The 15,459-nt window shown below is 50.3% G+C and carries 13 protein-coding genes; 6 read left to right on the top strand and 7 right to left on the bottom strand.

The window, feature by feature from the left end:
• Positions 1–3 precede the first annotated feature (3 nt).
• Together rpoZ and gmk are read right to left on the bottom strand one after the other, a co-directional pair.
• Positions 4–279: a DNA-directed RNA polymerase subunit omega gene (rpoZ, locus tag CWE22_RS09390; protein WP_169931171.1), complete on the bottom strand. Its 276-nt coding sequence runs from the start codon at positions 277–279 to the stop codon at positions 4–6.
• A 43-nt stretch (positions 280–322) separates the two neighbouring features.
• On the bottom strand, positions 323–970 hold the full coding sequence (gene gmk / locus CWE22_RS09385) for a guanylate kinase (protein ID WP_169931170.1): 648 nt from the start codon (positions 968–970) through the stop codon (positions 323–325).
• 78 nt (positions 971–1,048) lie between these two features.
• Here gmk and CWE22_RS09380 point away from each other — a divergent pair, with 78 nt between their 5' ends.
• The 5 genes from CWE22_RS09380 (at position 1,049) to CWE22_RS09360 (ending at position 7,360) form a co-directional block, all read left to right on the top strand.
• Positions 1,049–1,642: a LemA family protein gene (locus CWE22_RS09380; RefSeq protein ID WP_169931169.1), complete on the top strand. Its 594-nt coding sequence runs from the start codon at positions 1,049–1,051 to the stop codon at positions 1,640–1,642.
• A 27-nt stretch (positions 1,643–1,669) separates the two neighbouring features.
• A complete protein-coding gene (locus CWE22_RS09375) occupies positions 1,670–3,319 on the top strand; it encodes a M48 family metallopeptidase (RefSeq protein WP_169931168.1) in 1,650 nt (549 codons plus the stop codon).
• 88 nt (positions 3,320–3,407) lie between these two features.
• A complete protein-coding gene (locus CWE22_RS09370; protein ID WP_169931167.1) occupies positions 3,408–4,526 on the top strand; it encodes an NADH:flavin oxidoreductase in 1,119 nt (372 codons plus the stop codon).
• A gap of 12 nt (positions 4,527–4,538) precedes the next feature.
• Complete coding sequence (locus tag CWE22_RS09365; RefSeq protein ID WP_169931166.1) at positions 4,539–5,882, top strand: DASH family cryptochrome; 1,344 nt, start codon at positions 4,539–4,541, stop codon at positions 5,880–5,882.
• Between the two features lie 8 nt (positions 5,883–5,890).
• Positions 5,891–7,360 carry an FAD-binding domain-containing protein gene (locus tag CWE22_RS09360; RefSeq protein ID WP_169931165.1) on the top strand — a complete coding sequence of 490 codons (1,470 nt, stop codon included), beginning with the start codon at positions 5,891–5,893 and terminating at the stop codon, positions 7,358–7,360.
• A 6-nt stretch (positions 7,361–7,366) separates the two neighbouring features.
• Here the strand turns inward: CWE22_RS09360 and CWE22_RS09355 are convergent, their stop codons facing one another.
• The 4 genes from CWE22_RS09355 to CWE22_RS09340 all read right to left on the bottom strand — a co-directional run bounded on the left by CWE22_RS09355 (position 7,367) and on the right by CWE22_RS09340 (position 11,771).
• On the bottom strand, positions 7,367–8,356 hold the full coding sequence (locus CWE22_RS09355) for an alpha/beta hydrolase (protein ID WP_169931164.1): 990 nt from the start codon (positions 8,354–8,356) through the stop codon (positions 7,367–7,369).
• A 62-nt stretch (positions 8,357–8,418) separates the two neighbouring features.
• Positions 8,419–9,699: an O-acetylhomoserine aminocarboxypropyltransferase/cysteine synthase family protein gene (locus CWE22_RS09350; protein WP_169931163.1), complete on the bottom strand. Its 1,281-nt coding sequence runs from the start codon at positions 9,697–9,699 to the stop codon at positions 8,419–8,421.
• 75 nt (positions 9,700–9,774) lie between these two features.
• On the bottom strand, positions 9,775–10,851 hold the full coding sequence (locus CWE22_RS09345; RefSeq protein WP_169931162.1) for a hypothetical protein: 1,077 nt from the start codon (positions 10,849–10,851) through the stop codon (positions 9,775–9,777).
• On the bottom strand, positions 10,848–11,771 hold the full coding sequence (locus CWE22_RS09340; RefSeq protein WP_169931161.1) for an alpha/beta fold hydrolase: 924 nt from the start codon (positions 11,769–11,771) through the stop codon (positions 10,848–10,850). The genes CWE22_RS09345 and CWE22_RS09340 overlap by 4 nt, the downstream gene beginning before the upstream one ends.
• Positions 11,772–11,956: 185 nt before the next feature.
• On the opposite strand from CWE22_RS09340, the gene CWE22_RS09335 reads away from it, so the two are divergent.
• Positions 11,957–13,354 carry an amidohydrolase family protein gene (locus CWE22_RS09335; RefSeq protein ID WP_169931160.1) on the top strand — a complete coding sequence of 466 codons (1,398 nt, stop codon included), beginning with the start codon at positions 11,957–11,959 and terminating at the stop codon, positions 13,352–13,354.
• Positions 13,355–13,356: 2 nt separating this feature from the next.
• Here the strand turns inward: CWE22_RS09335 and CWE22_RS09330 are convergent, their stop codons facing one another.
• Entirely contained in the window at positions 13,357–15,417 is a 2,061-nt protein-coding gene (locus tag CWE22_RS09330; RefSeq protein WP_169931159.1) for a sensor domain-containing diguanylate cyclase, read from the bottom strand.
• Between the last annotated feature and the right edge of the window lie 42 nt (positions 15,418–15,459).

Here is a 15,459-nt window from a genome sequence, read left to right as displayed (position 1 = left end):
GAGTTACTCAATACCACGCAGTGCATCAACCGCTGCTAATTCATCAGCGTCTTGTTGTGCCATTTCACGGCGTTCATCGGCATCAAGACGCTTAGCATCAATTTTGCCTTCTTCAATTTCACGTAAAGCAACCACAGTCGCTTTCTCATTATGCTTCCACGGCACCAAAGCATCTTTGCCTTGAGTGGCTAGCTGACGGGCACGACGTGACGCGACCAAGACTAAATCAAAACGGTTGCCAACACGGTCGACAGCTTCTTCAACAGTTACGCGAGCCATTACTTACTCCAGCACTTACAAATGGGTCAGGAATTATACGGATTTAGCCGTCATTCGCCAAGAGATCTTTGAGTTTAGCTGCATGCCGTGCTTGCTGCAATGGCATTCGATGCCGCCGCGCCATGACGATATGCTCAAAATTAGCTAAGGTCGCGCTGAACTCGTCATTCACTAATAAATAGTCAAACTCATGATAATGCGACATTTCTGCCTGCGCTTTCGCCATACGTTGCTGAATAACTGCATCGCTATCCTGACCTCGTGTGCGTAAACGCTGTTCTAATTCGGCCAGACTTGGCGGCACAATAAAAATTGACTGTGCTGCCGGATAAGCGTCACGTACTTGTCGCGCGCCCTGCCAATCGATATCGAGAAATACATCGATGCCCTGCTGCAAAGTCTCTTCGATGACGGTCCGCGACGTTCCATAGTAGTTATCGAAGACCTTCGCCCACTCATAAAATTCATGGTTGTCGATTTTAGCTTGAAAGCGTTCAACGGAGAGAAAATGATAATGCACACCGTCCTGCTCGCCGGGTCGTGGCGCGCGGGTCGTGCAGGACACCGAGACTTGCATGGAGCCATCATTGTGGCGTTCCAGCAAAGCACGGATTAAACTGGATTTACCGGCGCCGCTTGGAGCGGCTACGATAAACAAATTTCCTGGGGCAGTGGCGGTCGGTGCTGTCATTAAATATTACAATTATGTCGCTTGCTAATGACGTTAAAGCATAGCATGGTGAGTGTCTGAGACAGAAGGAGTTTTGTGATGGGTACTGGCTGGATTATTTTAATCGTTGTCGTTGTGTTGCTGGTCTATTTAATCGGCATTTACAACAAATTGGTTCGTTTACGTAATCAATTCGAAAACGCTTTTGCACAAATTGAAGTGCAATTAAAACGTCGCTATGACTTGATTCCCAACTTAGTCGAAACCGCAAAAGCTTATTTAAAGCATGAACGCGAGACGCTTGAGTCAGTAATCGCGGCTCGTAATCAAGCTGCAGCAGCCTTGCCGAAAGCGGCGAAAAACCCTAGTGATGGTGCGGCGATGGCTCAATTGGGTGGCGCTGAAGGCGCGTTAGGATCAGCTTTAGGTCGCTTAAATGTGGTGATGGAAGCTTATCCTGATTTGAAAGCTAACCAAAACATGATGCAGGTTTCTGAAGAACTGACCAGCACTGAAAACCGTGTCGCATTTGCTCGGCAAGCGTTTAACGACGCAGTCATGACCTATAACACCTATCGGCAATCATTCCCGCCGGTCGCGGTTGCGAGTTTCTTTGGTCACAGTAAGGATGCTAGCTTGCTGGAATTTGCCGATAGCGCTGAAATTCAAGCAGCTCCGAAAGTACAGTTTTAGTTCTGAAGCAACTGCATAAGAGCCATTATGGTTAACTTCTTTGAACACCAACAACAAGCGCGCCGTAACACGCTATTGTTGGTGTTTTTGTTCGTCCTCGCGTTTTTCCTCATCATCGGCCTTGTCGTTGCTCTTGCCGCAGTGACTATGGGCGGACTAACGCAAACTCCCGGTACCACCGAGTATGTTGTGCAGTGGAAACCACTCGGTATTATCGCCGCGGCTGTCGGTGGAGCCATATTGCTCATCATGATGGCGAAGTGGGTCACCTTGAAACCAGGCGGCCATGTGGTGGCCGAGCAGCTCGGCGGTGTTCGGATTGCACCTGACTCCCAAGATCCGGTTCATCGGCGTGTCCTCAATGTAGTCGAAGAAATGGCGATCGCAGCCAATATGCCAGTGCCGGCCGTTTATATTCTTCCCAACGAAGCTGGAATCAATGCTTTCGCAGCGGGTTACGAGACCAAAGACGCCGCTATCGGACTCACACAGGGCTCTATCGAAACCTTTTCGCGGGAAGAACTGCAGGCAGTCGTAGCGCACGAATTTAGTCATATTCTCAATGGCGATATGCGCCTCAATATTCGCCTGATTGCTGCACTTGCCGGTATTCTGGCGCTCGCCCATTTTGGGCGGATAATGTTACATTCAGCTCGCTTCCGAACACGTGGTCGCAATAACAACAATATTCTGCCGCTGGTGGGTATCGCACTGATGATTATTGGCGGTGTGGGTGTGTTCTTTGGCAACATCATCAAAGCGGCCGTCAGTCGTCAACGCGAATATTTGGCTGATGCTGCGGCGGTTCAATTCACACGCAACCCAGAAGGTTTAGCGGGTGCACTGCAACAAATCGGCGCGCGCCAGCATGGTAGTCGTGTCCAGCATCAAAATGCTGACGAAGTGGCGCACTTATTTTTCGGACAGGCATTGTCGAAGTGGTTTAGCTTGATGGCCACACACCCACCACTCGATAAACGAATCAAGCGAATTCAACCGCGCTGGAATGGCCATTATCCAGAGCCACGGCAAGCTTTTGTCGAGAGCAAAGCAGAACAAGTAGCAAAGCAGCCCAAACCATCTGCACTAGACCATTTAGCTCTATTAGCCCTCCCGGCATTAATGTTAGAGAGGGTCCGTTCACCGCAGCATGCACCAGAACTGGTACGGTCATTAATTTCTAATTCGATGGATCCCGCTCAAAGCGATTTGGTGAACGAACTTGCCGCATTGGGTCCAGCTCAACAATTAGCACTGATTGAGTTAGCTGTCCCTGCGTTGCGGCTTGCACCAGAGTCCAAAAGAATTGCATTAATTCACGACTTACAGTTGCTCGAACACAGTACCGACCTATTCCATTGGTGTCTGTATCAACTATTAGCTCGGCAACTCCTTCCCAAAGGCGCCTTCAAAGAAACTCTCGAAAACAAGCTAGCGTTGGATACGACCTGTTCGGCATTACAACAGGCCGAAGCGGGAGACTCCATTGATTATGCGCAGCTCAGTGCCGCAATCACCACTATCAAACGTTGGTCTCCGCAGCAAAAGCAACGCGTTGTCGAGCATTGGACTGCCATTTGTACCCACGACGAAGTAATTTCGACCACCGAAAAGAAATTAGTCGCGACTTTGTGCGCATGCATTGAATCTCCGCTACCAGACACCATGTTTGAATAGTCCTTTTATCTTCGCAACGAGTTATCGCTATAGAGATCTATAGCGATACTCCGTGCGTATTAATCTCAAATATTACGTAGGAGTTTTTATGGCCAACTCGATTCCGAGCGAGCTAGCACCTTTGTTTCAGCCGTTTCAATGCAAAAGCTTACAGTTACGCAATCGCGTTGCGATGGCGCCAATGACGCGCAGCTTCTCGCCTGGCAATATCCCCAACCCGAAGAATGTTGCTTACTATCAGCGCCGTGCTGAAGGCCAAATCGGCCTCATTATTACTGAGGGAACCGAAATCATGCATGAAGGCGCCAGTGGCTACCCGAATGTTCCTCACATCTACGGTGACGAAGCGATGGCCGGTTGGCGACAAGTGGTTGAAGCCGTGCATGCGGCGGGTGGGCAAATCATCCCACAATTGTGGCATGTCGGCTCGGTGCGTAAGCCGGAGTCAGCCGATGCTGCACCTGCCTATAGCCCATCCGGTTTGTTCGCACCGGGCAAAGCGAATGGCAAAGCGATGACGAAAGCTGACATTGATGCCGTCATTCACGGTTTTGCAGAGTCTGCGCGATTAGCCAAAGAAGTTGGTTTTGACGGCGTCGAAATTCATGGTGCGCATGGCTATCTCATTGACCAATTTCTATGGGCGGGCACGAATGAACGGACCGATGAGTACGGTGGTTCGTTCGAGAATCGCGCACGGTTTGCGGTTGAGGTCGTGCGCGCTGTCCGTGCAGCGGTCGGCGAAGATTTCGCGATTGTGTTCCGATTCTCGCAATGGAAACAACAAGATTACACTGCACGTCTGTGTGAAACACCCGCTGAACTAGAGCAGCTACTCAAGTGGCTGGCAGATGCAGGCGTGGATATTTTCCATGCTTCGCAACGCCGCTTCTGGGAACCAGAATTTGAAGGCTCTGACCTGAACTTGGCCGGCTGGACTCAAAAACTTAGTGGCAAACCAGCAATCTCCGTTGGTAGCGTTGGACTCACTGAGGACTTTATCAGTGGCACCTTCGCTTCTGACAAGCCCGCTGTTGAAAAATCAGGCATTGAAGAACTCACGAAACGAATGAGTGCTGGTGAATTTGACCTCATCGCCGTCGGACGTGCATTGCTCCAAGATCCAAATTGGTTGCTGAAAATGCGTGATGGCCGCGATGACGAAATTGAAGCATTCAGCAAAAAATCATTGACCGAACTGGTCTAAGGTACCCCTAACATGCGACACCGCGTTGGTCTTATTTGGTTTCAAAACGACTTACGAGTTGATGACCACCGCGTGTTGTCGCAAGCGGCATCAGAATGTGACCAACTGATCTGCTGGTTTCCGGTCAACCCGCAATGGTTTATCCCCAACCGTTACGGGATGCGAAGCATGGGTTCAGCACGGTGGCTATTTTTACATGAATCCTTACGGCAGCTCGACTTGGCATTACGTCAACGCGGCAATCGCCTTCTCATTACGTACGAGCCACCGCTGCAAGCATTAGCAGAATTGATCAGCCGTGGCCACGTTGATGTGGTGTATCGTTCGCGTCATGCTGGCTACTATGAAAATCGATATTGGCAACTCGCACAACAACGGTATCCCTATTTAACGTTCATTGAGGATGATACCCATACCTTGTTCGACCAAGCCCAGCTGCCATTCCAACTGAAACAGCTCCCTGAGTCCTTCTCGAAATTCCGTCGCTTAGTTGAGCGGCCCGATCTGCGCGTGGCAATACGCCCGCCTTTAGACGCTCCAAAGCAACTACCGACGGCGCCGTTACGAGCGAGCGATTGGCGTTACTATGATGGGAAACCTTTAGCACCATTGCTGCCCGTTGAGCAGCCCCTTGTGCAAGGTGGGTGCGAAGCGGCTCTAAGCCACGTCAGCACCTATTTTAGACATCGTCATGCCAGTACCTACAAAGAAACGCGTAACGCACTGGACGACTGGACTTCTTCTACCAAGTTTTCGCCATGGCTAGCGAATGGCTCGCTGTCGGTACGCAGACTTAATCAGCGTTTACACACCTATGAACGCGAGCATGGAGCCAACGACAGCACTTACTGGATTTACTTCGAGTTGCTCTGGCGCGAATACTTCCAATGGTATGCACATACTCACAAACAACAGTTATATCGCTTTCAAGGTATTAAAGCGCAGCGTCCAACCACCAGTTTCTATGGCGGACGCCTGCAAAAATGGTGTCAGGGCAACACCCCTTATCCCATTGTTAATGCATGTATGAAGCAGCTCAATGCCACTGGTTATATGTCGAACCGCGGACGGCAACTGGTCGCGAGTTGCTTTGTACATGAACTACAGCTCGATTGGCGTTACGGCGCGGCCTACTTTGAGCAGCAATTGGTGGACTACGATGTCGGCGCTAATTGGGGTAACTGGCAATATCTCGCCGGCGTTGGTGCAGACCCGCGTGGCCATCGCCAATTTGATTTGGCCAAGCAAACCCGCCAATACGATCCAGATGGCAGCTTTATTGAGCGCTGGCAGGGTACTGTGAGTGACGGACCGCTCGACCATATTGATGCTGCCGACTGGCCGATTAAAGACTAGGATTTCAAGTGAGTGTTGCGGTAGTTTGGCTGAAACGTGATTTACGCCTAACCGATCATGAACCTCTGCGACGTGCTATTGCCTCTGAGCGCCCCCTCATTCTGTTTTACTGCGTTGAACCAGACGTTGTCAAAGCGCCTCACTATGATGTCCGTCATTGGCGCTTTGTCTGGCAATGCTTGGATGATATGGCCGCTGAGCTTAAAGCCTACCAACTGCCCATCTACCGCCTCCATGGCAACGTCCATCAATTACTCCAAGCATTGAATGACACAGTCGGCATTGATGCCCTGTACAGCCATCAGGAAATTGGTTTGGAGGTCACCTACGCCCGCGATCGTGCGGTGAAAAGCTGGTGTCAGGAACAGTGCATCCCTTGGCATGAAAGCCAAACTGGCGCCGTAATTCGCGGTGCCAAAGACAGACGTGAATGGGATGCTCGTTGGAAGCAGACGATGCGTCAGCGCATTCAACCCACTCCGCTTGCAGACGCTCAGCCATTCAACGGTGCATTACCCGAAAGCTGGCAAACCTATGAACCACCTGCATCTTGGTTAACGCCTGACGACAACTTTCAATTTGGCGGCAGCAAGCAAGCGTGGGCGACACTCGAGGACTTTTTTGCCGGGCGCGGCAAGAACTATCCGTATCACATCTCAAAACCAGAAGGCAGTCGGCTGAGCTGCTCGCGAATGTCGCCTTATCTCGCATGGGGTGCTATCAGCTTACGCGAAATGTACCAACAACTATTACGCCAATGGCAGGTTCCCGGATGGCGGAAAGCGCTGGTCGCACTTGCTTCTCGCGTACATTGGCATTGTCATTTTATGCAGAAATTTGAAAGTGAATCGGACATGGAATTCCGTCCAGTAAACCGAGCTTATGAAGCCTTTCCTTATCGTGATGACGAACAAGTTGGTGAGCACTTACTGGCTTGGCAAGAGGGGCGAACTGGATTCCCCATGGTTGACGCTTGCATGCGTTGTTTGCATAAGACGGGCTACATCAACTTTCGCATGCGTGCCATGTTGGTGAGCTTTCTCTGTCATCATTTGCTCATCGATTGGCGCCGCGGCAGCTACCACTTAGCGCGGATGTTTCTTGATTTTGAACCTGGCATTCACTACCCGCAGTTTCAAATGCAAGCCGGTGTCACAGGCACCAATACCATTCGCATTTACAATCCAGTCAAACAGAGCCAAGAACACGACCCGGAGGGCTCTTTCTTGCGACAGTGGCTACCGGAATTAGAACAGGTTCCGGACGAACTTATTCACACGCCATGGCAACTGACCCAAATGGAGCAAGCGCTCTACAATTGCCGGCTCGGAAAAGATTATCCAGAGCCGATTATCGATTTAACCGAGCGCGCTAAAATTGCCCGTGACCTACTCTGGGGCTACCGTAAACAATCATCCGTAAAAGAGGAAGGCAAACGCATCGTGCAAACTCATGTCAGACAGTCATCAACCCGATAGTCATTCCTAGTTGATGGTTTGTAGCCATTTAAACAGCGATTCGTGCATTGCTTCATCGAGCTTCAAGATCTCGACGTGGTGCCTACCGAGCACGGGCTGCACTTGAATGTGAGGACGTGACTCTGCAAGCTGCTGGTACACCTCAAATGGTGCGACAGGGTCGACATCACTCACATAAATAAGCGTCGGCACATCGAGTTGGGGAATATAAGTGAGAGTATCGGCGCCGCCTTCCGGTACCTCTGCAGCCACTAACGCATCTGCGACCGCTTCGCGAACCGAATCCTCCGGCAGGAGTTTACTGAACCTTGGCATCATCATCTTGATCACGCTGAGTGTTGCATCATCAAACTTAGCCATGGGTGCGAACAATATCGACGCATCGACGTCGTCCCGCATAATAGCTAAACGCGAAGCCGTCACACCACCCATCGACACACCCGCTGCAATCAGCGGCTGCGGTAATTCGCGTTCCGGTAGTGAATCTAACAACGCAGAGATAAACTCCGCATCATGATAACCAAAACTCGGTTGATCAATACTCGAACCACCGTGGCCCTGCAAATCCGGTACGATGACGTTGTAGCCCATAAAGCGCAGGTACATGGCTTGAAACAACCAAATCGACTTATCACCACCATACCCATGCGCCAAAACAACTGAGCCGCGGCGCTCATATGGAAAGTCTTCGCGTAGAAACTTCACTTCATCAGATGTCTCCACACCATTGATTTCCAGTGAATAGGTAAACCGCAACTTCTCATTTGTTTCATCGTCAAGTGATTCAATAAACCAGTAATCAGTGCAACCTCCCAAATGAGGTAGACAGAAAGTGCGCTGGTTAATGTTCATCTCCTCGTAGAAGTTCGGCTCTAGTTCGAAAATATCGGCTGGCGGTACACGTTTAAGCATATTCCGCTCAACAATGGTGGCGCACCCCGATAGGAGAGCGATAGCAATAAGAAAGAGCGGCGCTCGCAGGTGGTTAAAATCCATGCACTATTCCGTTAATTTATTGTGTTTGACTGGAATAGTGCATGGTACTGGATAACTGGGGGTTAAACTAGTGCTTGTTCGAGATCGGCGATGATGTCGTCAATATGCTCGATGCCCACACACAAACGGATGGCTTCGGGACGCACACCAACTTTGAATTGCTCGTCTGCTGAGAGCTGACGATGAGTGGTTGATGCGGGATGGCAAGCAAGTGATTTAGCATCACCAATGTTGACTAGTCGCTTAAATAATTCGAGCTTGTCATAGAACTTCACACCGGCCTTATAGCCGCCTTTGAGACCAAAGGTCAGTAGTGATGCTGGTAAGCCGCCGCGAATGTACTTTTGTGCGAGAGCATAGTGACTGTGCTCGGGAGAGCCTGCATAGCTGACCCACTCAACTGCCGGATGTTCACGTAAATACGCGACTACTTTAGCCGCGTTATGACAGTGTCGTTCAATTCGCAGCTCGAGTGTCTCAAGTCCTTGGAGAATCAAGAAGGCATTGAACGGCGACAGGGCTGCGCCGGTATTTCTCAGCGCAACCGTTCGCACTCTTGCAATGAATGCGGCAGCCTCAAAGGCAACGTTGTAAACGACACCATGATAAGCCGGCTCCGGCTCATTAAATTGTGGGAACTTGCCAGCATGTTTAACCCAGTCAAAGTTACCGCCGTCTACGACAATTCCACCCACGCTGGTGCCATGACCACCAATGTATTTGGTCAGTGAATGCACCACAATGTGCGCACCGAGTTCTATAGGCTTGCATAAAATTGGGGTTGCGACGGTATTATCTACAACGAGTGGAATACCCGCTTTCTCGGCGACTTGGGCGAGGCCAGGTATATCTGCCACTATCCCTGCTGGATTCCCAATACTTTCACAGAATAAAGCTTTGGTATTGGCATCAATCAACGCTGCCAAATCTTCCGGATTATCGGATTCGGCAAACCGAACTTCAATGCCAAATGACGGCAACATGTGCGCAAATAGGGTATAGGTACCGCCGTAGATTTGCGGCGTGGTGATAATGTTATCGCCTTGCTTAGCGAGCGTAATGATTGCGTACTGAATAGCCGCCATACCTGATGCAACCGCCAGCCCAGCAATACCGCCCTCCAACGCTGCCACACGTTGCTCCAACACATCATTGGTAGGATTCATAATGCGACTATAAATATTGCCGGGTACCGCCAAATCAAACAAGTCGGCACCATGCTGCGCGTTATCAAACTCAAAGGCGACACTTTGGTAGATAGGAGTGGCAACCGCTTTGGTTACTGGGTCAGTAGTGTAACCATGATGGATTGCCAGCGTTGCGGGACGATAAGTCGAACTCATAACCATTTCCTAATTAGATGTTTATACGTTTAGACGTCCATAATAATCAAATTAAGACTCGGTGCAAGTCGTTTTTTAAAGTTGCTGCAAGATGTCGAGTAAATCGGTGTGAATGCCAGCAGCTGTGACTTCAGGTCCAGCCCCCGGTCCTTGAATAAGCAACGGGTTGGTATTGTACAGCTCGCTACGAATCACAAAGTTGGCGTTTCCCGGTGGTAAACTGGCATAGGGTGATGACGGAGAAATGGGCTCGAGACGCGCCCATGCATGTGGTTTTGCATCGACGTCCCGTTCAACGGCACCGATATAGCAGAATTTCTGTGCGGTTGGATGTGTACGTTGGCGCCAGCGCTCGAATTCAGCATCAAAGTGTTCAAGGTGCTGCCAGAATTCTTCGCTCGAAAGCTGTGCCAAAGAATCGGGCACTAAGCTCTGCACTTGAATTTCGTCGAGCTCGAGTGACCAACCCGCTTCGCGAGCTAAAATAAGCAACTTACGCGCGACATCTAGCCCACCCAAATCACTGCGCGGATCAGGTTCGGTAAGGCCTTGATCTGCCGCTGCGCGCAGCCATTTTGACAGCTGGTCACCCGGCTGATATTGCTGAAAAATCCACGATAGCGAACCAGAGAAATTACCTTCAATGCCGCGGATAGGGTCGGCCGAATGCAGCCGCTCTCGAATGGCTGATTGAATCGGTAGACCCGCACCCACTGTAGTGTTGTATCGCCAATGCCGTTGGTATTGGCGACTAATACGGCGTATTTGCTCATAGTAAGTGCTTGAGCTGGCACCCGCATATTTGTTGGCGCAGACAATGTGCGCACCCGCTCGAAGCCAATCCGCATAACGCTGACCCACGGCAGATGAGGCGGTCAAATCGAGCACAATCACTTGTTCATGACGGTGACTATAGTCAAAAATATCTTGGTCAAGCTGGGTCAGAACATCATTGCTATACTGCCAACCAGCAGCGGTGAGCCCATGAGAGGGCACACTGTTGTTATCCAGATGAATATATTGCTGCGAGCGATAAAGACCACGCACGGTTGCCTGAAACTGTAACGGAATGGTATCTGCATAGCGAGTAAGCCAGGCTTGTCCAATAGTGCCAGTGCCCACTACCAGAATTGATGTCGGTTGCAAGCTCATGACCGCTCCACCGCTAACTCCAGAATGAAATTATGGCAAATACTTGCGTAACTTGCGGTGTTTTTAATAAATCCATCATGACCATAGCTCGACGGCAACAGATGCAAACCCGCGCAGCGCGGCAATTTCTCAGCAAGTTCATTCAGTACTTGTGCGGAAACCAATTGATCACTGTCAAAACCGACTAACAATGTTGGCACACTGATTTCAGTTGGATTGATGCGATACTGATCGAGAGCAGGCCCAAACGCCGTAAAAAAATTTCGGGCTCGGCTCGGTGCTTTAGCCACGGTTTGTGCGGATCGAGACAAGATGTAGTCGACTGCCGAAGTTCCTTGTGGGTGATAGGTATCCATGCCATCAGCACTGCGATAACTCAACATGGCCAAAGCTCGCGCTAATTGAACGCCGCGCTCAGTCTGCCCAGCCTGTTCGGCTAGGGCAATGTATTCACGCTGAAGCGCACGCAACATAAGCGCCTGCGCCGTCGGTCGATGCGCAGCACCGATAATGGCTAAGCCACCTATTTCTAGCTTCCCCCTGCGCGCCAGCTCCAGTGCGATCACTCCACCGAATGAGCCGCCGACAATGGCGCGTAAGTGCTGAATGCCGAGCCGCTGCAAGGCTTGTTCAATAAGAATGGCATGTCCTTCAACGCGCTGTGGAACTGGCGTAACTGTGCTGTCACCGCTGCCTCCGGCATAGTCCAATGAAATCACATTCAATTCAGCTGGAATCGCTTCAGCAAGCCCTTGCCACCAACCAGAGCCGTTACTCGTAAAAATATCGCGCCCACCAGAAATGCCGCCGAGCACCAGCACAGGGGGTCCTGAATTGGAACCATAGCTGCGCAACAGCAACTGACCCTCTGTGAGTTGAATCGAATGATCTTGATGATGAAACGGAACATTTTCAGACACGGTGGAGCGACCTTCAAAGCAGTGCTGGCGGATGCTGCACTGTAACGAGGTTTCCCCTACCATGTCAATATGGACGTTTAGATGTCCATATGAGGTGCCGTTTATCTGCGGTGAGTCACATTGCGTTTGTCACCGGACAGGCATAGTTTAGAAGTACATTATCTGAACTGCATAGGACGTTAGGTATGAAGAAGTTAGTTTCTGCTCTTGCCATCAGTACTGCGCTACTGAGTGTGGGGCTCACTGCAACGGCCAGCGCTGAAAAAATTGCGCTTGTCGGTGGCCGTTTGATCGATGGCACCGCCGAAGTCCCCATTCAAAACAGCGTTATTTTAGTCGAAGACGGCATTATTCAAAAAGTTGGTAATCAAGATTCGTTACCCGTTCCTGAGGGCTACCGAATTGTCTCCACTGAAGGTCATGATGTTCTCCCCGGCTTATGGGAAAGCCATGCCCACATTCAATTGGTTGGGCATTCAAACTACAGACATTGGCAGGCCAATTATCGCGACCGCCAAGTGACGGAAATTATGCCCGCCGCGTTGGTTCAATTACTGCTCGCTGGGGTAACTAGCGCTCGAGATTTGGGTGCACCCCTTGAAGATACGGTTGCAATTAAAAAACGCCTGGCCGACGGTGAAATTCCGGGACCCACATTATATACCTCAGGCCCTTTCTTACAGGCGGAAGTCGATGACTGGCAGAGTCATTACCGCTGGGAAGTAAAAAGTGTCAGCGATGCTCGTGCCAAGGTGAAGCGGCTTGACGAAGCAGGAATGGAAATCATCAAGCTGATTGATCAAGACGATATGGATCGCGATGTAGCACTTGCCATCGTCGATGAGGCTCACAAGCGCGGCATGAAAGTAGTAGCGCACGCGCACAAACCCGATGAAATTCGGATTGGCGTTGAAATCGGCATCGACAACTTTGAGCATACCGGCCTGACTACCGCGCCCGGATATCCGCAAGATGTATTGGATACCCTCGTAGAACGCACCGCGACGGGCATTTTTGATGGGCTTTTATTCTGGACTCCAACCATGGAAGGGTTATTCACCTACCCTGATTTGGTCAAGAACCCGGAGCAACTGGATGACGCTTGCTGGAAACGCGGTCTGAAGCCAGACACCATAGCTGATATCGCGCAGTCAATCGAGAAACCCGGACACTTGGAATACTCGCAGCTGACACCGGTGCGTACACCAACCATTAAAAATAAAATTCGACAGTTAAAAGAAACCGGTGTGATGATGCTGATTGGTACCGACGTCGGTATTCCAATGAAATTCCACTGCCAAACCACGTGGCATGAAATGGCCGTGTGGGTTCATGACCTTGGCTTCGATCCAATGGACACCATTCGTGCAGCGACCTACTGGCCAGCGGTTATGATGGGTGTACAAGACAAATACGGCTCCGTAACCCCAGGTAAGGTTGCTGACATTATCGCCGTTCGTGGTGACGTATTGAAGTATATGAATATTATTCGTGACGTTGATATGGTCATGAAAGATGGAGTGGTCTACAAGCAAAATGGTGTGGTCGACGAGGAACTGCTAGCCAACTTTGGTAAAGATTAGGATTAGTCAATTCGCACGACGCGATTGCGGCCGGCCTGTTTGCCCTGATATAGGGCACGGTCGGCCCGTCCTAGCAAGTCTTGATACGTTTCATCATCCGGATGAATCTGGGTGACGCCACATGTCACGGTAACCTGCAGTTCCTCATCACCTATTTGAAATAGTTCAGCGGCCATAGCTCGACGCAGTCGCTCTGCCAAAAGCTCCGCATCATCCAACGATGTATTGGGCAGCATGACTGCAAACTCCTCACCGCCCGTTCGCGCTGGAACATCAGTATCGCGAATCGAGTCTTTTACAACACGGCCTGCTCGCTTCAATACATCATCTCCCATCATGTGACCATAAACGTCATTCACTTGTTTGAAGTGGTCAAAGTCAAAGGTAATAATGCTGCAAACCGCAGTATCTTGACGTCGGCGTTGCCGAAACCGGTTCTCAATGGTGTCGGTAAAATAGCGGCGATTAAATAGGCCAGTTAACGAGTCCCGTATCGATTGCTCACGGAGTAGGATCTCCAGTTCTTTACGCTCGGTAATATCCTGTACCGTGCCACCGAGCAACTGATGCCCATCTTTCGATGTTTTTGAGTAGGCCCATTCACGCACCCAACGCACTTGCCCGTCGGGACGGATGATTCGATGGTCAATGTCATGGATACCCGTTTTCTGCGCGCGCTCCTGGCTCTTGTCCAACAGAGCCAGATCGTCTGGGTGCACGAGTTCCCGGAATACTTTGACGCAGGGAGAAACCGTATCCGGATCTAAACCAAAAATTTCGTAAACCATTGCAGACCACATTAACTCCCCGGTTTCTAAATTGGCCTCCCAATAACCGAGGTTAGCAATGCGCTGCGCCGCTTCCAACTGCGCCTGACTGCGCTCTAGGTCTATTTCAAGCCGCTTTCTATCGGTCACATCAATAATGAGCCCATGCCATAGCGTCGTACCATCGTCGAGGCGCTCGGGTATGGAGTGTCCGTAAACCCAGGACTCCTCGCCATCTGGCACCACACGATACTCACATTCCCACGGCAACAAAGTGTCGCGGGATTCCTCTACAGCAGCAAGTACCCGTTCAAAATCATCTGGGTGGATGACCGTAAAAACCGAGCTTGCATCCGCAATGACTTGCTCTGGTTTTACCCCATACACCAGTTCGATTCCCGCTGAGGCATATGGAAAACTCATAGTGCCTTCGGAATCCATCTGAAATTGATACAACACGCCGTGAACATTATCTGCAATTTTTGTCAGTCGCTGTTCCGCTTCATGTTGCGCTGTTACATCGGTCAGCGAACCAATAAATTCAATGAGCTCTCCTGACTCGTCGCGAACCGCTCGCAGTAAATCGTCCAGGACCACTAGATGCCCCTCTGCATGCCGAAACCGATAGCGTTGCAGCAACGTATTTGGGTAGCCTTGCTGTTGCCATTGTTTGACGGCACGGCGGACCCGGTCCACATCATCCGGATGCATACGTTGCCAAAATAATTCGTTATTGGGTGAATGCCACTCATCGACCATGTAACCCAAAATTTTCTGCACATTTGCAGAAACAAATACATTAGTCCATGGCTCGCGACTGCTTTGCGAATAAACAATCGAAGGGAGGGATTCGAGAATAAACCGCTGTCGTTCTTGCGCTTGCCTGAGATCTTCCTCGATACGTTTTGCTTCGGTAATGTCAATATGAGCGCCGCAAATCCACTCTGGTTCACCCGATTCGGTATAAGTTGCCACTTTGCCGCTATCGCGAATCCAAACCCAGTGGCCCTGCTTGTGCCGTACACGAACTTCCAGTTCGTAAAACTGAGTATCGCCCGCAAAATGTTGTTGTAATGCTTCGTCGGAGCGTTTTAAGTCATCGGGGTGAGCAAGGTTAATCCAAGTCTGAATAGAGATAGGTTCTAACTCAGCGAGGGTATAGCCAAACATTTCTGCCCAACGCTCATTGAATCGGGTCTCGCCAGTTTGCTTATTCCACTCCCAAGTACCCACCTGAACACCAGTCAAGATGGCTTGTAATCGAGCAGCTTCAGAACCGAGATAGTCGTTTGACATGAATGTCTTCGCTTCTACTTATCATTCGAGAGATACTTAACT

It is taken from the genome of Pseudidiomarina aestuarii (genome assembly GCF_003987355.1).
Classification (GTDB): domain Bacteria; phylum Pseudomonadota; class Gammaproteobacteria; order Enterobacterales; family Alteromonadaceae; genus Pseudidiomarina; species Pseudidiomarina aestuarii.
This window is presented reverse-complemented; position numbering and strand designations above follow the sequence as displayed.

Coding starts and splice junctions, on each gene's coding strand:
- rpoZ (WP_169931171.1), bottom strand. CDS start 279: ATGGCTCGCGTAACTGTTGAAGAAGCTGTCGACCGTGTTGGCAACCGT.
- gmk (WP_169931170.1), bottom strand. CDS start 970: ATGACAGCACCGACCGCCACTGCCCCAGGAAATTTGTTTATCGTAGCC.
- CWE22_RS09380 (WP_169931169.1), top strand. CDS start 1,049: ATGGGTACTGGCTGGATTATTTTAATCGTTGTCGTTGTGTTGCTGGTC.
- CWE22_RS09375 (WP_169931168.1), top strand. CDS start 1,670: ATGGTTAACTTCTTTGAACACCAACAACAAGCGCGCCGTAACACGCTA.
- CWE22_RS09370 (WP_169931167.1), top strand. CDS start 3,408: ATGGCCAACTCGATTCCGAGCGAGCTAGCACCTTTGTTTCAGCCGTTT.
- CWE22_RS09365 (WP_169931166.1), top strand. CDS start 4,539: ATGCGACACCGCGTTGGTCTTATTTGGTTTCAAAACGACTTACGAGTT.
- CWE22_RS09355 (WP_169931164.1), bottom strand. CDS start 8,356: ATGGATTTTAACCACCTGCGAGCGCCGCTCTTTCTTATTGCTATCGCT.
- CWE22_RS09350 (WP_169931163.1), bottom strand. CDS start 9,699: ATGAGTTCGACTTATCGTCCCGCAACGCTGGCAATCCATCATGGTTAC.
- CWE22_RS09345 (WP_169931162.1), bottom strand. CDS start 10,851: ATGAGCTTGCAACCGACATCAATTCTGGTAGTGGGCACTGGCACTATT.
- CWE22_RS09335 (WP_169931160.1), top strand. CDS start 11,957: ATGAAGAAGTTAGTTTCTGCTCTTGCCATCAGTACTGCGCTACTGAGT.
- CWE22_RS09330 (WP_169931159.1), bottom strand. CDS start 15,417: ATGTCAAACGACTATCTCGGTTCTGAAGCTGCTCGATTACAAGCCATC.